Here is an 18291-nt window from a genome sequence, read left to right on the forward strand (position 1 = left end):
CGCCGACTGTCGGCCGGGCCTGGGGAGCCTAGCGTCGGGGCATGATCTCCGTGCGCAACCTGAGCAAACGGTACGGCGGCCGGCTCGCCGTCGACCGACTGTCCTTCGAGGTCCGGCCGGGCGTGGTCACCGCGTTCCTCGGGCCCAACGGGGCGGGCAAGTCCAGCACCCTGCGGATGATGCTCGGCCTGGACCGACCGGACGAGGGCGAGGTGCTGTTCGACGGCACACCGTACCCGGCTCTGCGCCGGCCGCTGCGCCGGGTCGGCGCGCTGTTGGAGGCCCGCGCCGTGCACGGTGGCCGCAGCGCCCGCGACCATCTGCGGTGGCTGGCGGACAGCAACGGCATTCCCGCCGTCCGGGTCGGCGAGGTCCTCGACCAGGTCGGGCTCGCCGACGTGGCGCGCCGACCGGCCAGGGGCCTGTCCCTCGGCATGGCCCAGCGGCTCGGGATCGCCGCCGCCCTGCTCGGCGACCCACCGGTGCTGCTACTCGACGAGCCGGCCAACGGGCTGGACCCGTACGGCATCCTGTGGATCCGCGAACTGGTCCGCGAACTGGCCGACGCCGGCCGGACCGTGTTCGTCTCCAGCCATCTGATGGCCGAGACCGCCCTGGCCGCCGACGAGCTGATCGTGATCGGCGCGGGACGGCTGCTGGCGGCGGGGCCGGTGTCCGAGTTCGTCGCCGGCGGCCGCACGCTGGAGGACGCGTTCTTCGGGCTGCTCGCTGCGGCGGCGGACCCGGGCGACCCGGGGCCGAGCCGATGAGCCTGGGGGCGGCCTGCCGGGCCGAGTGGACGAAGGTGCGCACCGTGTGGTCGACCCCGGTGGCCCTGGGGATCGCGGTGGCGCTCAGCGCCGGGCTGGGCGGACTGGTCGGACTGGCCATGCACCGGCCGCTGCCGGCCGCGCAGGAGGCGAAATTCGATCTGCTCTTTCCCGCGTGGTACGGGCTGACCCTGGCCCAGCTGGCCCTGGTCGTGTTCGCGGTGCTCCAGCTGACCGGCGAGTACTCGACCGGCACGATCTGGCCCAGCCTAGCCGCGGTGCCAAACCGGGCCACGTTCCACCTGGCCAAGACGCTGACCGTCCTGGCGGTGTCCGGCGCGGCCTCCGCCGCCATGGTCACCGCGGCCTTCGTCGGAGCACGGGTCGGGCTGCGCCCCCGGGTGCTCGACCCTGGCGGGCCCGGGGTGCTGGAGTCGGCAGTCGGCGCCTGGCTGTACCTGGAGCTGATGGCCGCGTTCGCGCTCGGCGTCGCGAGTGTGCTCCGCCGGCCGGTGCCGACCCTGGCCGTCCTGCTGCCGACCCTGTTCCTGGGCGCGCAGGGCCTGGGCGGGATCCCGAAGCTGGGGGCGGTTACCCAGTACCTGCCCGACCAGCTCGGCTGGGTGATGCTGCACCTGGCCGGCCCGCAGGACGATCCCCGGTGGGCCCGGGACTACGGCGCCTGGACCGGCCTGGCGCTACTGGCCGGCTGGGTGCTGGTCACACACCTGGCCGGCTACCTCCTGCTCCGGCACCGCGACCCGGGCTGAGGCGCGAGCAGGTCGGCCCGCTCGCGGGTGAGATGTTCGAGGAGCCGGTTCTTCCCGGCGACGGTGGCCTGCACCCCGACCGTGCCGTTCGGGTGACGGTGGATGAGCACCTCCGCCCGCGCCTCGTCAAGGTGGCCGTACCAGAACCGGGCGATCTCGATCATCTCCACGCCAGGATCGTCGAAACTCCGCGCCGGGGAGTCAAGACGACACGGCGGAAGGTGTTTGCCCGGCCGCCGGCCGGGTATGGCACCTTCTGGAGGTATCCGCGCCGTGACGGCCTCCCATCCACGGCGGACGCGGGCGCAGGGGTACGGCCGGGGCCGTCGGCGCGTCGCACGCCGCCGGCCCCGGCATCGTCGTGGGGTGGCGTCTGACATCCTGGACGCCACCCCACAATGGGAGGAGCGCCAATGCGCTCACGTCGTAGCGTGGCGGGTATGACCGACGTCCCGACGTCGCACGGGCCGGCCCCGGAACCGCACGGTTCCCCACGGCTGGATCCGCTGACCGAGCCGCTGCTGTTCGCCCGTCCCGTCCTGCAATACCTCGCCGAGGCCGCGGCCGCCGTGACCGGGGAACGCGCCGAGGGGCTCCTCGAGGCGTACGAGATCGTCGCCGCGCACGCCCCACACCGAATAGCCGGCCAATGTGAGACGCGTCGACCTCTTCCAAGATAGTGCCGAACAGCCTCCAGATGACGGCTACGCTGAGCACTCCTGGCGACCAGCTCGCGCGCCACGATCCTGCAGGCACCTACATTCGTCGGCACGGCGGCTCGGAGCGTTGCGAGCCAAACGAGGCAGTATCTGGAACTCGGCAGGTCAGGACGAGGATCGAGCTGTCCACCCAGCTGGGCCTGCGGCACCTCCGAGTCGTGCTCCGGATCGAGCATGGCGAGTCCGAAGAGCCTGCTCTCGGTGTCCGTCACGGTCCCTAGCAGGTCGGTGCCGCCGGCACTGGCCGTGGAAATGGCTGGTCCGGTCCCGTGGGCTCGACGTCGCGGCCCGAATGTCGCTCGGATAGGACTGACGGGCGCGGACCGTCCGGTCGGCGCCCGTCAGGAGGACTACAGATCCTAGAACTGGAAGACGTCGCCGGTGTACTTCGCCAGGACGCTGCCGTTGGTGTACGTGCGGGAGAAGTCGACGGTGGTGGCGCCCCAGTTACCGGTGGCGGTGACCGAGACCGGCGCGACGACGTTGGTGGGGAACCAGGTCGGGTGCACGATCAGCTTGGTCAGGTCACCGTTGACGGTGTTGAGTTCCTGGCACGCCGCGACCGGGTTGGTGACGGTGCCGCTGCCACTGACGTAGATCTGGCCCTGGACGTTGATGCCCCGGACGCAGGTCAGGTCCGCCTGGGTGGTCGTCCCGGCGTTGTCGGTCTTCGTCAGGTGCAGGGAGCCCAGCAGGACGGGTGTGCTGGTGGTGGCGGCCTGCGCGGTGCCGGCCCCCAGGGTCGCGGCAACGGCGCCGGCCATCAGGAGCGTGCCGGCGGTGGCTACGAGTCGACGCATTGTGCCTTCTTTCGCGTGTCGTCCCCCTCTGTCTGGCGGACGCCTGGTCCACACAAGATCAGCTGTAGGTGAATACGAGATAATAAAGGCTGTTATCCGGCGCATTGTCTTAGCAATGTGTATTTAGAGTAGATTTGCGTGGCGCCCTGTGCCGCAGGTCGAGCTACCTGTTGCGATCGTCCATCCATTGAGGATCATGATCTAGTGATCATTTCCACAGGCAGACGTGGGAACCCAAGCTTCTGTCGATGTTTGTCAATGTGTCGCTCGATGGCGGGTGGCCGCAACGGGGTGCGCCGCCGGTCCCGCGCGCTGTTCACGACTTCGTTCGATGTTCGCTCGAGCCGAAGAGAGCGGGTGCCAACAGCCGGACGAGGCTGTGGGCACCCGCTCGTGTCGTCGCTGCCTACTTCCAGCCCTGGTTGGTGCCGCCGTCGCAGGGCCACTGGTCGATCGCTGTGCCGTTGGCCGTGTTCCAGTTCGGCAGTTCCAGGCACATGCCGCTGTACAGGTTCGCGTAGCTGTACATCTTGGTGGTGGTGTCGAACCGCTCGAACCACAACTGGTTGGAGCCGCCGTCACAGGTCCACTGGTCGGCGGGGTAGCCGGCGATGGTGTTGAAGTTGGGCATCTCCAGGCACTTGCCGCTGCTCAGGTTCACGATCTCGAAGCCGGCCCCGCGGACCCGCTGGGTCCACCTCTGGTTGGAGCCGTTGTCGCAGGTCCACTGGTCGGCGGGGACCCCGTTGGCGGACGCGAAGTTGGGCATGTCGATGCACTTGCCGCTGTTGGCGTTGGCGTAGGCCCAGGGACCGCCCGCCCCGGCGTGGTAAGTGAGGTCCCACTTCTTTCCTGACGTGGTCTGACCCGGGGTGCAACCCGTGACGCCGGTGCTGAGCATGCCGAAGTAGCAACCGTTCGCGCCGTTGGAGATCGTCGTCGACGTCTCCAGGGAGGTGAGCATGTTCAGGGTCCCGTTCCCCGGGCTCTCCGAGCCGCAGCCGGTCGTGAACACGTCGGAGTAGGCGTCAACGTGCAGGCACAGGCCCGAGTTTCCGCCGTTGTCGGCGGCCATGTAGATCTCGATGACAAAGTCAGGCGCGACGAAGTTCCAGCGCTGGCGCTTGTTGTTGGTGTCGCACAACGCGCCGTGGACATCCTCGACGGCGCTGGGGACGTTGTACGTGCCCTCCAGACACAGCCCGGTGCCGTCGTTGCGGATCATGAAGTTGTTGGTCCCCGCCGAGGCCGGCGCGGCGTTGACGACCACCGCCGACAGCACGAGGGCGGCCATCGTCAGGGCGATGGTGATGACGCGTTTCATACAGTGGATTCCCATCTGCGGGTCCGAGTGGATCAAGTGCTCGCGGCCCGACCGGGACGGACCCGGCCGTCGACCGGGAACAGAATGCCGAATGATCTTGATAGGTTCGCTCTGCGTCCGCTATCGGGATCCTCTCGGTCGGCACGCGAGGGGGGACGAGATGGGGGTACGGTTCACGGTCCTGGGACCGGTGCGGCTGTCGGCCGCCGACCGGCCATCACCGGCGCTGGCGCCACGGCACCGCGCGGTGCTGGCCTACCTGCTGTTGCACGCCGGGACCGGTGTCAGAGCCGACCGGCTCGTCGACGCGGTGTGGGGCGCGGCGCCGCCGGACACGGCCCGCGCCCAGATCCAGACCGCTGTATCGGCGATCCGCCGGGCCCTGCGCGCGATCGGCGCGCCGGCGATACTGACCACCGGGCCGGCGGGTTACGCGATCCTCCCCGAGCCCGGCCAACTCGACCTCGAGCTCTTCACCGGCGGCGTCGCCGCCGCTGCGGCCCTCGCGGCCACCGGCGAGCGGGAGAAGGCCGCACGCGAGCTGCGCACCGCACTGTCACTGTGGCGGGGCGAGGCGTTCGCGGACCTGACCGCGCACTTCGTCACCGACGCCCGGGCCCTGCTGGCGGACCGGCGGCTGACCGCGGTCGAACGCCTCGCCGAACTCGACCTCACCCTGGGCCGCCCCGACGACCTCATCGACGAACTCACCGAGCTGTGCGCCCGGCACCCGCTGCGGGAACGGCCCCTCGAGCTGCTCATGACGGCGCTGTACCGGACCGGCCGGCACGCCGAGGCGCTGACCCGCTACGACGCGGCCCGCCGCCGTTTCGCCGACGAGCTGGGCCTTGACCTCACCCCGGAACTCACCGAACTGCACGCCCGGATCCTGCGCCACGACGTCGAACCGGCCCCGGCCACACGACTCCACCTGCCCCGGTCGCTGCCCTACGCCGTCGGGGACTTCACCGGTCGCCGCGCCGAGACCCAGCGGGTGCTGGACCTCGCGGCGGACCGGGCGGGCACGGTGGTCATCTCCGCGATCGACGGCATGCCCGGCGTCGGCAAGACCGCGCTGGCCGTCCACGTCGCACACACCCTGGCCGGGCAGTACCCGGACGGGCAGCTCTTCTGCGACCTGCACGGTTTCACCCCGGGCCGCGCCCCCCTCGGCAGCAACGAGGCCCTGCACCGCCTCCTGCGCGCCCTCGGGGTCCATGAGGAGACAATCCCCGCCGAGCAGGAGGAACGCTCGGCGCTGTGGCGCTCGTCGGTGGCCGGACGCCGGCTGCTGATCCTGCTCGACAACGCGGCCGACGCGGCCCAGGTCCGGCCCCTGATCCCCGGCGTCCCCGGCAGCCTGGTCCTGATCACCAGCCGCCGGCGCCTAACCACCCTCGACGGCGCCACGTCCCTGGCCTTGGACGTGTTGATGCCCGCGGCCGCCCGGACACTGTTCACCGCCGCGGCCGGGCCCGCGGCCCGCGCCGAGCCCGAGGCGGTCGAGGAGGTCCTGCGGCTGTGCGGCTACCTGCCGCTGGCCGTGCGGATCGCGGCCGGTCGGGTCGGCCACGGCGCCCGCCCCGTGGCGCGGCTCGCCACCGCCCTCGCCGCCGAACACGACCGGCTGGCCGAACTCGCCGTCGACGACCGGGACGTCGCTGCCGCGTTCGCGCTGTCTCACGACGCGCTGCGGCCCGCCGAGCGGCGCCTCTTCAGCCTCCTGGGCCTGCTCCCGGGCACCGATGTCGACCCGCACGCGGCCGCCGCGCTGATCGGCCTGACCCCGGAGGCGACCGAGCGCCTGCTGCGCGGTCTCCGCGACGCGCACCTGCTGACCGCCGGGCCGGGTGACCGGTACGGATTCCACGACCTGTTGCGGCTGTATGCGGCCGACCGCGCCGCCGCGCTCCCCGAACCGGACCGCCGGGCCGCCCTCGACCGGCTGACCGACCATTGTCTCCAGGTGACCGTCGCCGCGGTGGCCGCCGCGGGCCTGGACACCCCCGCCAGCCGGCACCCCGTGCCCGGGGCCGCCAGGCCGGGCACGCTGACGTTCGCCGGGCCGGCCGAGGCGCTGGCCTGGCTGGACGCCGAACGGGCGAACCTCATCACCCTCGCCGGGCGGGCGGGGCCTGAGTTCGGCTACCTCCTTGCGACGGCGCTCAGCGGGTACCTGGACGTCCGCGCCCACCATCGAGAGTCCCTCGTCCTGTACGACCAGGTGCGACGGATCGTCGCCGACCCCGTCCGGCGGGCCGACCTGCTCCGGTTCCAGGCCTCCGCGCACAACCGGCTCGCCGAGTACGACCAGGCCCTGGACCTGGCCCACCGGGCGCTGGAGGCCCACCGCGACGCCGGTGACGCCGCCGGACAGGCCGGCGCCCTCAACCAGATCGGCATGATCCACACCCAGCGCGGCGAACTCCGGCAGGCGGTCGACAGCCTCCGCGCCGCGATGGAACTTGACGCCGGCGGTCCGACGCTGATCAACCTGGCCATCGGCTACGCCCGGCTGGGCGACTACGAGGCGGCCGCGCGGCACTACACCGCGGCCCGCGCGGCCGGCCGCCAGGTCTGCGACCGGTACGTCGAGAGCCGGGCCCTCGTCAACCTCGGGACCATCCACCAGCACCAGGCCCGCCCCGCCGAGGCCACGCTGGCCTTCCGGCAGGCCATCGACCTGGAACGCTCCGGCGCGAATCGGCAGCCCGACGGCAACACGCTGGCAAATCTCGGCGAGGCCTACCGCCGGACGGCCGAGTACGACCTGGCTGCCGAGACCTTCCACCGCGCGATCGACCTGCACCGCGACAGCGGCAACCGGGTCGCCGAGGGCTTCGCGCTCAAGTGCCTGGGGCAGGTGTACCACCACGTGGGCCGCGAGCAGTGCGCCATCGACCACCAGCAGCGGGCGCTGGCGATCGCAAGGGAGGCCGGCGCGCGGATCCTGGAGGGCGCCGCCCTGACCAGCCTGGGCGAGGCCACCCTCGCGCTCGGCAGGCCGGCGTCCGCGGTAGGGCACTATGAGGCCGCGCTCCGTATCGCGAACGACTCCGGTGACCTCTACACCCAGGGACGCTCGCACGAGGGCCTCGGCCTCGCCCGCCGCGCCCTCGGCGAACGGGACGCGGCGGCGGCCCATCTGGGCGCCGCCCTGCGGCTGTACACCCGCCTCGGTCAACCCTTGGCGGACGCGCTCCGGGCTCGCCTGGACGCCCTCGCCGCGCACTGACCTGCCGCGACGTAGCGCCGCCCACCCCGGACTACCCGGCACCGACCGGTGCTCACATCCGGGCGCCGACCTGGCCGCCCGAATGGTCGGGACGGGGGTGCCGGTGGGGCGCTCGCCCACGGCCGCTCTCCGGCCGGCCACTCGGTGCTGCCGTACTCGCGGTGGGCCGGAATCGGCTCCGGCCCGCCGCGTCGAGAACGTTCGCTACGGATTGCAGTTCTCCTACGGGGTGTAGGAGGAGCAGATCGGGTACCTGGTGGCCGACGCCGACGCTCCGGTCTCATCGGTGACGACCACGGTCACCTTGATGCGGTATCCCGTCGAGCACGACCGGTACCAGTCGTTGCGGTTCGTGAAGGCCGCGTCGAGCTGCCCGGCGATGTACCACTGCACCGTGGCGGTGTTCGGCGTCGAGTCGGCGTTGCAGCTCCAGTAGTGCGCCGTGGGCTCGCAGACTAGCGACGCGGTGGGCGCGGCGTACGCGGGGGTGGCCAGCGTCGTCACAGCGGCCGCCGCGATCGCGGTCCCGGCCACTGCCCTCCAGACGGTGCGGTTCAACTGTCCTCCTGTAGGTCGAAGAAGTGCAGCACAGAGATACTTCTTGCGGACCATGGTGACGGTGATCACTGGACGCGGATTGGATCGGGAATGGACGCTGCGGATCTCGGGGAACCGGTGCGGGTGCAACTGCTCGGCCGGTTGCGCGTCTGGCGGGGCGCGACCGAGATCGCCGTCCGCCCCGGCCAACAGCGCGCGATCGTGGCCCTGCTGGCGCTGGCCAACGGGCAGCCTGTACGTCGAGACCAGCTCATCGGAGCACTATGGACGAGCGCGACCATCCCGGCCGGGGCGTGGAACGTGGTGCAGACGCACGTCAAGCGCCTGCGATCAGCGCTCGAGCCGGACCGCACGGCCCGGCAGTCCAGCCGGCTGCTGCCGCGCGCCGGCGACGGCTACGCCCTGCGGGTCGAGGACGGCGCCGTCGACCTGCACCACTTCGCCCAGCTCACGGCCCGCGCCCGCGACGCCCAGCGCGAAGGCAACGCCGCGGACGCGTTCGCGCTGCTCCGACAGGCGCAGCTGGGGTGGTGCACGCCGCTGACCGACGTACCGCTGCTCGCCGACCATCCGGCCGTGGCCGACACCGTACGCCAACGATGGCTGTCGATCGGCTGGTTCGCCGCCGCTGCCCTTGATCTCGGCCGGGCCGGGGACGTACTCGCCCTCGTCGACGAGGCCGCGCGGGAGCACCCGCTGGACGAGGACGCCCAGGCCCGGCTCATCCGGGTCTATCGAGCCCTCGGCCGACGGGACGAGGCGATGGCCTCCTTCCGCGAGGTGCGCGCCCGATTGGTGGACGAGCTCGGTGTGGAGCCCGGCGCGCAGCTGCACGAGGCCTACCAGGGGCTCCTCGAGCCCACGCCGACCGTTTCCGAAGGCACCGTCGCAGCCTCGCCGCGGATCGCGCAGCTACCGGCCGACATCCCCGACTTCACTGGCCGGCGAGACGAGCTCGCAATCCTGGAAGCGCTGCTCGGTGAGCAGGAGCCCGCGCCGGGCACCCCCGACGCAGACCGCGTGCCCACCGTGATCGCACTCGTCGGCATGGGAGGAGTCGGCAAGACCACGCTCGCCCTGCGCGCGGCGCACCGAGCGGCCAACCGGTTCCCCGACGGCCAGCTCTACGCCACCCTGCGCGGCTCGACGACGTCGCCCGCCCGGCCCGACGACCTGCTCGCGACACTGCTCATGTCGCTCGGCGTGGCCGGATCGGCGGTGCCCGACGGACTCGAGGAGCGCGCGGCGCTGTACCGCAGCCGGCTGGCCGGACGACGCGTGCTGATCGTGCTCGACGACGCCGCCGCCGTGAGCCAGGTGCGTCCACTGCTCCCCGGAACGCCGCCCAGCGCGGTGATCGTCACCAGCCGGGACCGGCTCAGCGCGTTGGCCGAGGCGCGGACCGTCGCCGTCGATGTCCTCGGCGACTCCGACGCGCTGCGCCTGCTCCGGCGCATGGCCGGCGAGCGGTGGGCCGGCGCGGACCCCGACGCCGTGCGCGACATCCTCGACACGTGCGCCGGCGTACCGCTGGCCCTGAGGGTGGTCGGCGCCCGGCTCGCATCGCGCCCCGACCGTCCGCTCGGCTGGTTGGCGGAGCGGCTTTCCGACTCCCGCCGACGCCTCGATGAGCTGCGCACCGGCGACCTGGCCGTACGTAGTTCGTTGATGCTCAGCTACGACGGCACCTCCCCACAGGCCCGCCGAGCGCTGCGCCTGCTCGCCCTGCTCGACGTGAACGACGTCGCCGACTGGGTGGTCGCTGCCCTGCTCGACACCACCACCGCCGAAGCTGAGTCCCTCGTCGATGTTCTGGTCGACGCCCACCTCGTCGAGCCGAACGGCACCGACGCCACCGGCTCGCCCCGGTACCGGCTGCACGACCTGGTCCGGCTCTTCGCGCGCGAGCGGGCGTATGCCACCGACACCCGCGCCATCCGGGGCGCCGCGATCTCCCGGGCAGTCGGCGCGTGGCTGACCCTCGCCGAGGCGGCCGACGTCAGGCTGTCCTGTCGGTACCTGAGCCGGCGAATCGGCCCGGCGCACCGGTGGCCGGTCGAACCGCACATCGCCGAGCGGCTCGCCGCCGCACCGGAGGAGTGGTTCGCCGCGGAGCGGGCCAACTTGCTTGCCGCGATCGACCACGCGGCGTCGGCCGGCGACGGCGTCCAGGCATGGAACCTCGCCGACGCGGCGCTCGGCTTCTACGAGATGCGTGACCTGCGCGACGACTGGCTGCGCAGCCACGAGACCGCGTGGAAAGCCTGCTCGGACTCCGACATGTTGGGGCGCGCCGTGCTGGCCCGCAACCTGGCCTACCGGGCGAGCGCCGCGCACGTCTGCGACCTGCCGAGGCTGCGCAAGTACGCCGAACAGTCCCATGACGCGTTCGCGCGGCTCGGCGACGATGGCGGCCGCGCCGAGGCGCTGGTGCTGCGGGCGGAGGTGCACCGGGCGTCCGGCGAGCAGCAGCTGGCCGCGCGGCTCTTCCGCGGCGCGCTGGCGCTCGCCGCCGACGCCGGCGACAAGCTCGTCGCGAGCGTCGCGCACAACGAGATGGCGCTGCTGCTGCGCGAATGCGGCAAGGCGGCCGAGGCGGCCCGGCACTACGAGGAGAGCCTGCGGCTGTGCGCGGCGCACGGCAACCGGCGCCCGCGCTACACGGCACTGCGCATGCTGGCGATGACAGCCGCCCAAGCCGGCGATGCCGCTAGCGCGGAGGCGCTGTTCGACGAGGCGCTCGCGATCGCGCGTGCCATGGGATCGCCGGTAAAACAGGCCGCCGTACTGCGCGAACTAGGCGGGTTCCTTCTGAAATTGGGGCGGCTGGACGGTGCGGGGAAGGCGCTCGACGCGGCGCTTGAGCTGGCGGTCCCCGCCGGGGTGGAGGTCGAACGAGCTTTCACGATCCGCTGGTCCGGCGTCCTGGACCTACGCCGGGGACAGTCGGAGAGAGCCCGGGCACAGCTCTACGAGGCGGTGGAGATCTTCGAGCGGGCCGGGCTGGCGTACCCGACGGCCCTGGCGCTGCGCGACCTCGGCGTAGCGCTGGTCGCGTGCGGTGACGTCGACGGCGCTCGGGAAAGCTGGTCGCGGGCCCGCCAGATGTACGTGCAGCTCGCAAACGCCGCGGCCATCACCGAGATCGATGCCCTCTGCAGTGGACTGGTAGTTCGTCGCGTCTGAAGGTGATCAATGGGTAGGGATACTTGGTCCAGGTTGCAGCCGGTCCCGCCGAGCCACCGCCGTCGTGCGCCCAGCTGCTGGACCCGAACCCGTCAACGCCACGACAAGTGTCCACCGCTCCGTCCGGGGCCCAGGCCTGACGGCTCACGACCGGCGCGGTGAGCCAAGCACAACACGATCAGCTCGCTGCCGTGGTCCCCCGGCCAGCGGGCCCCCGGGCGGCGCTGGCTTGAGGGGCGAGCGATAGCGGCTACGGCGCGGTCGGGCCCCGAGTACTTTCGGGGCCCCCGCTGTACACGTCAGGTTGTGGACGTCGTCAGATCAGGTCGTCGCCCGGGTCTTGCAGCGCGGCCTCGCGGACGATCCACACCTCCGCGGAACTCAACGTCACGACCAGGTTGGTGATGCGCACGCCGAGAGGCAGGTGGGTGAACATGGACATGTCCACCGATGGCTCGCTGTGTTGACTGGCGAGGGCGTCGGCCTCCTGCCGCACCGCCGGGTCTCTCGGAGACGACGACGGCACCCTCGTCATCCCTCCCTCCACCGGCCGCTGCCAAGTCTCGTCAGACGTCTGGCGGGCGTGATGGTGAGCGTCAGGCCGGATGCCGTGTGTCGCCCAGGGCGGATGTCCGGGGCGACACGAGTCGGGCCGGGTTGGCCGGACCTGGCGGTGTCAGTTGGGGCAGGACGCGGTGACGGTGATCACCGACCGGGCCGGGAGCCATGACCTGCCGATCGAGCTACCAGCTCGAGCACTGCGCCAACGACCTGCACGAACTCATCGACCGGCTCAACCTCGGCGTCGTCGACCTGCTCGGTTTCGACGGTGCCGAAGCCGATCTCGGGGTCATCGCCGCCACCGTGTTCGACATGGCCACCGGAGACGTGGATGAAGATCTGGCCAGCCAGGTTCAGGGGTTCGGCGGCGCGGTGCTGATCGTCAGCTCCGTCCGCCTGGATCCGCGGTGGCGCGGGTTCGGGCTCGGCCCGGTCCTGGTCGGTGAGGCGATCGAGGTCCTGTCGCAAGTAGCCCGGCTCGTGGCCTGCTACCCGTCACCGATCGGCGAGTCCGACGACGACCGCCTTGCTGGCCCGGCCCGTGACGCCGCTGTCACCAAACTCGAGAAGGTCTGGTCCGCGCTCGGGTTTTGGCACTACCGCGACGGCGTGTGGGTGATCGATCTCGCCCCGCAGACCCTAGGCGACAACCTGCGAACCCTTCGCCAGGCGTTCAAGACACCGACGACTAGCCTCGACGCCGCCGGCACGAGGTAGGACTGGTCGTCGTTCGCGCCGGCACCGACCCGCACGTCCGGCATGTGGGGGGCCGGGCGGACCGGCTGTTCCCGCAACCGCCGCCGTGCCGGTCGTCAGCCCTCGCTATGGTTCGGTGCTGTGAGCGCCGACGGTCTCGGATGTGTCCCGTTCTGGGTCGCCTGCGGGGCCGGGACGACGATACCCGCGCACCTGGAGCGCTACGCCGTCCAGATCAATGCGAGCGGGAAGGGTGTCCCATCACGTGTCGAGGTGGTCGCGGTAGCGGCTGTAGAGCCAGTCGAGCATCGGTTCGAACAGCGGACACTATTCGTGTGCCACCTCGGCCCAGCCCCGCCGATGTCCGCCTGCGCGGCCCACCGTGCGCGGTGGGGGCCGCTCGCCGACCGCTGCGCAGACGCTGTGGTCGGCGATCCCGGCGCCCGGTCAGGCCATCCCATGGCGGAGGCAATGACGTGATCGGCTAGTCACCCGTTCTCGGCCTGGGGCATGGCGGTCGTCTGGCCGCGATCCTTGAAGAGGAGGGCGTCCAGCGACAGGTGGCCGGCCCCAAACACGGCGATCAGCAGGAATGCCCAGCAGAACATCGCCGAGGCCTCACCGCCGTTCTGGATCGGAGCGAGGGCGCGTTCCTGGTGGACGACGAAGTAGGCGTAGGCCATGGATCCGGAGCAGATCACCGCCGATACGCGGGTGCCCAGGCCCAGCATCACCAGAGCGCCGCCGACGAGTTGGATGACGGCCGCGTACCAGCCCGGCCACGTTCCGAATGGGACCGTGCCGCCTTTGCCCATGGCGCCGCCGAGGACGCCGAGCAGGGACGAGGCCCCGTGGCTGGCGAACAGCAGGCCCACCACGATCCGGAAGACGGAGAGAACGGTCCCTTGTGATCTATTCAGGATTCCCATGCCTCGAACCTGGCGGACCGGTCATTGCCGAGTCAACCATTCACGGTTAAATTTAGGATTGCCTTACATAAGCTTCATCAGTCAACAAGGTTGTCGAGAACGAACATGATGCACATTGGTCCACCGCGACCAGCTCGAGCTCCCCGCTCGCCCGAAGGTCTCTCGCTGCGACCTTTCGACGCGGCGAGGCGAAATCCGGGTTGTCGTGAAATCGGCTCGTGTCATGTTCTTGAGGATCTCCGTTCGAACCATGAACAGATGCACGTGTTGCGCCAGTCGCCAGGTCATCGGGTCGTGAGTGGTGAAGTCCTGATGCTGAGGACCGTTGCCCGTGAGCCGCTGTCACCCACGTCCCAGTGACTCGCGTGTTGCCCGGGTCGCCGTGCGGCCGAAAGCGTGTCAGGCTCCCCGGATGTTCAATGAACGCCTGATTGCCCTCGTTCCCGATGCACCCTGGCTACCTGCGGGCAGCACGGCCGAGGTCTGGGCCGGGACACGCTGTGGCGTGCCAGAGCCCTGCGTCATCGTCCGGCTGCTTCTGGCGCGGGTCTCCAGCCCAGGGACGGTTGAGTTCTTCTGTGTACCGACGCACCGGGGGCTCGATCTGCCGACGCTGTTTCTCGGCAGCGGCCCCGACCGGATGGCGGTCCCTGACGGCCTCGCCCAGCTGGCTACTGCGACCCTCGGCCGCGCGGATGTTGAGACTGGCTGCGTAGGGTACGTCCGCAACGTCGTCCCGCGACCCGACACCGCCTACCCGCACCCCACGCCGTGGGCGCACGTGCCGGTCTTCGCCGTCATCGACGACGCCGACCCGGTCGTCGAAGGCTCGTGGATCACCCTCGACGCAGCCCGCCCCTCCCTCAACGCCCGGCACTGGTGGACTGTCGTCGAGCACCACCTTGAACCTGAGGCACAGTAGCTTGGGCCGTCTTGGAGCTCGGCTCCAGAAATGCCGGCGTAGGCGGTGGGTCGCCGGTGGCCCGTGGTCACCTGCAGGCGGCCGGCCCTGCGACGAGGAAGGTGATCATCGGCGCGGCGGGCAGGGTCCGCGACCAGGCATTGTCGGAGTTCCTCACCGACAACGCCCGCCACCGCGTACAGATGACCCCGGCACAAGCACCACGCCCTGACCGGGGCCCGCATCGGTAACCACGGCCCGCGGACGGCGGACGGCGGACGGCGGACGGCACAGCCTGCTCGAGGATGCCGGGCACTGGATACGGGTAGGAACGGGACCTGAGAGTCGATCCGGGATCGCCAGGCGCATGCCCGTTCCGAGCCCGGCACCGCACGATAGTCGCGCCTCGGATTTCAGCCGAGCTTGGCGCGCGCCTCGGTCACCCAGGCGGCCACGGCGTGCGCCCCGCTCGCGGCGGCCTGCCCTTCGGCCTCGTCGAACAGCGCCGCCGCGTCGGCGGTGCGGCCGTCGTCGAGGGCGAAGTAGCCCAGAGCGACCAGGTTCGCCGCGACCCCCGCGCCGAACCCGACCCGCCGGCGCAGCTGGGTCGAGGTGGTCATCGGCTCGTGCGCCTCGTCGGCGCGGCCGGCCTGACGGGCGGCGAAGGCGAGGTGCCGCAGAGCGTACGACGCGGTCAGGTCCTCCCCCGCCCCTCGGCCAGCGACAGCGCCCGGTCGAGGTGCGGCAGGGCGAGCGCGGTGTTGTCGGCGCACACCTGGTGGTAGCAGCCGATCCAGAACTCGGCCTCCGCCTCGCCCGGCATGTCGCCGAGCTGCCGGTACAGCGTGGCGGCGCGCTCGAAGTGCGCCAGCTCGGCGGGCTCCAGCCGCCGGTCGGCGAGGACCCGCAGGTGCGCGGCGCGGCCCCTGCTGAGGGCCAGGTCGGCTTCGATGGCGTCGAGTTCGCGCTCGCTGGCGGCCACCGCGTCGGTGTCCCCGCCGAACATGGCCCGCTCGTACAGCTCACATACCCATTGAAGTCGATCCATGCACCCAGCCTAGTGGAGCATGAGCAGCCTCTCGGTGCCCGTCGCACGCCCGCCGAGCGGAGGGCCTGATGGGGTACGCGGCGCGGGGCCGGGCGTGTCGCCCGGCCCCGCATCGTGTTCTCGTCAGTTCTCGTCGTCGATCCAGCTGCCGTGGATGCCGGCCGGTACCCGCTGGGGCAGCTCGACGGTGGCGATCGGCCCGGCGGTCAGGTCGGAGGCGGACAGCACCAGCAGCTGGGACGCGTCGGCCCGCAGGTCGCTGACGATCGTGAGCAGGTAGCCGTCGTCCTCGCGGCTGCCGCCGGCGGCGGGCACGAAGACCGCCTCGCCGGGCATCCGGCCGTCGCCGTGCCCGAAGAGCTGCCGCTGGCCGGTGCGGTGGTCGAACTTGACGGTGTGGTAGCTGTCCAGGCCGGCGCCGGGGAAACCGACGGCGTAGGAGTAGCGGTTGGTCGAGCCGGTGTAGTCGTCGTTGATCGCCGGGAACTCGGTGACCAGGTCGTCGAGGGACTCCTCTGTGACCTTTCCGGTCGCCGGGTCGAGGATCCACTGGTGGTGGGTGGCGCCGATGTTGGGCGTGGGGGCGTAGCCGGGCGCGCCGGTCCACCATTTCCACGACGACTCCCACGAGGAGCGGTCGAACTTCGGCGCCCGCAGCACCACCCGGCCCCGCTCGTCGGTGAACGCGTTGCCGACGTGCAGGATCACCGCCGGGTCGTCGAACTCGAACCAGGTCGGCGCGCCGCCGGCCCGGGGCAGCAGGCCGATCCGCAGCGGGATGCCGTCGTGCCAGCGGTACGGGATGCCGGACGGCTCGGCGTGGTCGAACACCACCGGCGAGTCCAGGAACACCACGTGGTCGCGAGTGAGGCCGAAGTCGTGCATCAGCGACGGGCCCGCGCCGTCGATCACCGTCGAGCGGATCACCGTGCCGGCCGCGTCGACGACGTAGTAGGTCAGGAACGGCGGGAACGGGCTGTAGGAGAAGAAGTGCAGCTCGCCGGTCGCCGGGTCGACCTTGGGGTGCGCGGTCATCGCGCTGGTCAGCGTGCCGCCGAAGTCGTACGCGCCGACGGTGTCCAGCTCGGCGGTGACCTCCCAGGGCAGGTTGGCCTCCTGCAGGGCCAGGTACCGGCCGCCGTGGAAGATGATGTTCGTGGCGGCGGCGCTGACTTCCAGCTCGGTACCGGTGAACGGCACGCCGTCCAGGTAGGGGGTGCGGACCCAGCGGTTGCGGTACCACTCCGCGTGGCCGTCGGCGAGCCGGACGCCGTGGAGCATGCCGGCGCCCTTGAACCAGTGGCTCGGCGTGACGCCGGGCCTGGGGTTGTGGCCGTTGCGGAAGTAGCGGCCGTTCAGCTCGGGGGGCAGGCTGCCGTGCACGGTCAGCCCGGTGGCGGTGCGTTCCTCGGTGGTCGGCTCGAAGTGGCCGCTGATGTAGGGCTTGCGGATCTCGGTCATGACATTGCCTTTCCGGTGACGGTGATCAGGAGGGTCAGGGCGGCGCAGGCCAGGAAGGCCGCGCCGTAGGAGGGCAGGAGGGTCAGGAGGGATAGGCCGACGGCGCCGCCGACCTGGCGGGTGGCGTTCAGGAGGCCACCGGCCAGCCCGCTGTCCTCGGCGGCGACGCCCGCGGACGCCATCGCCGTGATCCGGACGAAGGCCACGCCGAGCCCGACGCCGATCAGGAGCGAGGGTCCGAGCAGGTCGGTCAGGAAGCCGCCGTCCGCAGGGGTCCGGGCCAGCCAGGCGAGCCCGAGGGCCAGTGCCACCAGTCCGGCGGGGAGGACGGCGCGGCCGGCGACCCGGGCCACCACCCAGGAGGTGAGCGTGACCGTCGCCGCCAGCGGCAGTTGGGTCAGCCCCGCCTGCAGCGGCGAGTAGCCGAGCACCCGCTGCTGGTAGAGCGGCAGGAAGTAGAACAGGCCGAGCCAGACGGCGCCCAGCAGCGCCATCAGGAGGTTCGGCGCCGCGACCGGGGCCAGCCGGCGCGGGATCAGCGGATCGGGATGCCGACGCTGGCGGAGCGCGAACCCGAGCAGCAGTGCCGCGCCGAGTACCGCCACCGGCCAGGGACCGGTCAGGCCGTACACCACAGCGAGCAGTCCGCCGGTGACCGCGGCCGCGCCGGGCAGATCGACCCGTCCACCCCGGCCCGGCACCGGTTCGACCAGCCACCGCACCGCCAGCAGTACCGCCAGGGCGAGCGGCACCAGGGCCAGGAAGACCGCGCGCCAGCCGGCAACGCCGGTGAGCACCCCGCCGAGCAGGACGCCCGCGGCGCCGCCGGCCCCGGAGACAGCGCCCCAGACCCCGAGCGCCGTGCCGCGCTCGCGCGGGTCCCGGTAGCGCACCAGGACCAGCGCCAGCGCGGTCGGCGCCAGGAGCGCGGCGCCGAGGCCCTGCACGGCCCGGGCCGCGATCAGCACCGCCGCCCCTGGTGCGACCGTCGCGCCGAGCGCCCCGGCGGCGAACACCGCCGTCCCGAGCAGGAACACCCGGCGCAGGCCGAGCACGTCGCCGATCCGGCCGCCGGCCAGCAGCAGCGCCCCGAAGGTCAACACGTACGCGTTGACCACCCAGGACAGCCCCGCGTCCGTCAGGCCGAGCCCCGTGCGGACCGCCGGCAGGGCCACGTTCACGATCGAGCCGCTGAGCACCACCAGGAACTGCCCGGTCGCCAGCGCCGCCAGCGGCAGCCATCTCGTCTTCATGGGAATGAGCCTCGCAGCGGGCGGGCGGCCTTCGCGTCGGTGAGGATCACCTAGAACGTCGGCTACGTAGGTGACGGGGC

At 71.6% G+C, this 18291-nt stretch carries 17 protein-coding genes; 7 read left to right on the top strand and 10 right to left on the bottom strand.

What is annotated here, in order from left to right:
- Nucleotides 1-41: 41 nt before the first annotated feature.
- Both IW245_RS11215 and IW245_RS11220 read left to right on the top strand, forming a co-directional pair.
- Entirely contained in the window at nucleotides 42-770 is a 729-nt protein-coding gene (locus IW245_RS11215; protein ID WP_197003116.1) for an ABC transporter ATP-binding protein, read from the top strand.
- Nucleotides 767-1540 carry a hypothetical protein gene (locus IW245_RS11220; protein WP_197003117.1) on the top strand — a complete coding sequence of 258 codons (774 nt, stop codon included), beginning with the start codon at nucleotides 767-769 and terminating at the stop codon, nucleotides 1538-1540. The genes IW245_RS11215 and IW245_RS11220 overlap by 4 nt, the downstream gene beginning before the upstream one ends.
- Here the strand turns inward: IW245_RS11220 and IW245_RS11225 are convergent.
- Nucleotides 1507-1710, bottom strand: coding sequence for a hypothetical protein (locus IW245_RS11225; protein ID WP_197003118.1), 204 nt, complete (start codon nucleotides 1708-1710; stop codon nucleotides 1507-1509). The two genes, IW245_RS11220 and IW245_RS11225, sit on opposite strands and share 34 nt — an antisense overlap.
- 270 nt (nucleotides 1711-1980) lie before the next feature.
- Here IW245_RS11225 and IW245_RS11230 point away from each other — a divergent pair, with 270 nt between their 5' ends.
- Nucleotides 1981-2220: a hypothetical protein gene (locus IW245_RS11230; RefSeq protein ID WP_197003119.1), complete on the top strand. Its 240-nt coding sequence runs from the start codon at nucleotides 1981-1983 to the stop codon at nucleotides 2218-2220.
- A 398-nt stretch (nucleotides 2221-2618) separates the two neighbouring features.
- Here IW245_RS11230 and IW245_RS11235 read toward each other — a convergent pair whose 3' ends face one another.
- Together IW245_RS11235 and IW245_RS11240 are read right to left on the bottom strand one after the other, a co-directional pair.
- Nucleotides 2619-3059 carry an SSI family serine proteinase inhibitor gene (locus IW245_RS11235; RefSeq protein ID WP_197003120.1) on the bottom strand — a complete coding sequence of 147 codons (441 nt, stop codon included), beginning with the start codon at nucleotides 3057-3059 and terminating at the stop codon, nucleotides 2619-2621.
- A gap of 406 nt (nucleotides 3060-3465) precedes the next feature.
- Nucleotides 3466-4383, bottom strand: coding sequence for an RICIN domain-containing protein (locus IW245_RS11240; protein WP_197003121.1), 918 nt, complete (start codon nucleotides 4381-4383; stop codon nucleotides 3466-3468).
- A gap of 160 nt (nucleotides 4384-4543) precedes the next feature.
- Here IW245_RS11240 and IW245_RS11245 point away from each other — a divergent pair, with 160 nt between their 5' ends.
- On the top strand, nucleotides 4544-7618 hold the full coding sequence (locus IW245_RS11245) for an AfsR/SARP family transcriptional regulator (RefSeq protein ID WP_197003122.1): 3075 nt from the start codon (nucleotides 4544-4546) through the stop codon (nucleotides 7616-7618).
- Between the two features lie 222 nt (nucleotides 7619-7840).
- On the opposite strand, the gene IW245_RS11250 is transcribed toward IW245_RS11245, so the two are convergent.
- Nucleotides 7841-8176, bottom strand: coding sequence for a hypothetical protein (locus IW245_RS11250; protein ID WP_197003123.1), 336 nt, complete (start codon nucleotides 8174-8176; stop codon nucleotides 7841-7843).
- 90 nt (nucleotides 8177-8266) lie between these two features.
- On the opposite strand from IW245_RS11250, the gene IW245_RS11255 reads away from it, so the two are divergent.
- Nucleotides 8267-11362 carry an AfsR/SARP family transcriptional regulator gene (locus IW245_RS11255; RefSeq protein ID WP_197003124.1) on the top strand — a complete coding sequence of 1032 codons (3096 nt, stop codon included), beginning with the start codon at nucleotides 8267-8269 and terminating at the stop codon, nucleotides 11360-11362.
- A 316-nt stretch (nucleotides 11363-11678) separates the two neighbouring features.
- Here IW245_RS11255 and IW245_RS41565 read toward each other — a convergent pair whose 3' ends face one another.
- Nucleotides 11679-11810, bottom strand: a complete 132-nt coding sequence (locus IW245_RS41565) for a hypothetical protein (RefSeq protein WP_269215936.1) — start codon at nucleotides 11808-11810, stop codon at nucleotides 11679-11681.
- A gap of 278 nt (nucleotides 11811-12088) precedes the next feature.
- Between IW245_RS41565 and IW245_RS11260 the strand changes: the two genes are divergently transcribed.
- Complete coding sequence (locus IW245_RS11260; protein WP_197003125.1) at nucleotides 12089-12640, top strand: hypothetical protein; 552 nt, start codon at nucleotides 12089-12091, stop codon at nucleotides 12638-12640.
- A gap of 467 nt (nucleotides 12641-13107) precedes the next feature.
- Here IW245_RS11260 and IW245_RS11265 read toward each other — a convergent pair whose 3' ends face one another.
- On the bottom strand, nucleotides 13108-13548 hold the full coding sequence (locus IW245_RS11265; RefSeq protein WP_197003126.1) for a DoxX family protein: 441 nt from the start codon (nucleotides 13546-13548) through the stop codon (nucleotides 13108-13110).
- 412 nt (nucleotides 13549-13960) lie between these two features.
- Between IW245_RS11265 and IW245_RS11270 the strand changes: the two genes are divergently transcribed.
- Nucleotides 13961-14470 (top strand): hypothetical protein, encoded by a 510-nt coding sequence (locus tag IW245_RS11270; protein ID WP_197003127.1) that lies wholly within the window; start codon nucleotides 13961-13963, stop codon nucleotides 14468-14470.
- 392 nt (nucleotides 14471-14862) lie between these two features.
- Here the strand turns inward: IW245_RS11270 and IW245_RS40535 are convergent, their stop codons facing one another.
- The 4 genes from IW245_RS40535 to IW245_RS11285 all read right to left on the bottom strand — a co-directional run bounded on the left by IW245_RS40535 (nucleotide 14863) and on the right by IW245_RS11285 (nucleotide 18211).
- The gene (locus tag IW245_RS40535; RefSeq protein WP_231398760.1) at nucleotides 14863-15069 is read right to left on the bottom strand and encodes a hypothetical protein; all 207 of its coding nucleotides are present in this window, start codon (nucleotides 15067-15069) and stop codon (nucleotides 14863-14865) included.
- A gap of 74 nt (nucleotides 15070-15143) precedes the next feature.
- On the bottom strand, nucleotides 15144-15497 hold the full coding sequence (locus tag IW245_RS40540; RefSeq protein ID WP_231398762.1) for a protein kinase family protein: 354 nt from the start codon (nucleotides 15495-15497) through the stop codon (nucleotides 15144-15146).
- A 123-nt stretch (nucleotides 15498-15620) separates the two neighbouring features.
- Nucleotides 15621-16958, bottom strand: coding sequence for a carotenoid oxygenase family protein (locus IW245_RS11280; protein WP_197003128.1), 1338 nt, complete (start codon nucleotides 16956-16958; stop codon nucleotides 15621-15623).
- Nucleotides 16955-18211, bottom strand: coding sequence for an MFS transporter (locus IW245_RS11285; RefSeq protein ID WP_197003129.1), 1257 nt, complete (start codon nucleotides 18209-18211; stop codon nucleotides 16955-16957). The genes IW245_RS11280 and IW245_RS11285 overlap by 4 nt, the downstream gene beginning before the upstream one ends.
- Nucleotides 18212-18291: the final 80 nt, after the last annotated feature.

Source organism: Longispora fulva, from assembly GCF_015751905.1.
Taxonomy (GTDB): domain Bacteria; phylum Actinomycetota; class Actinomycetes; order Mycobacteriales; family Micromonosporaceae; genus Longispora; species Longispora fulva.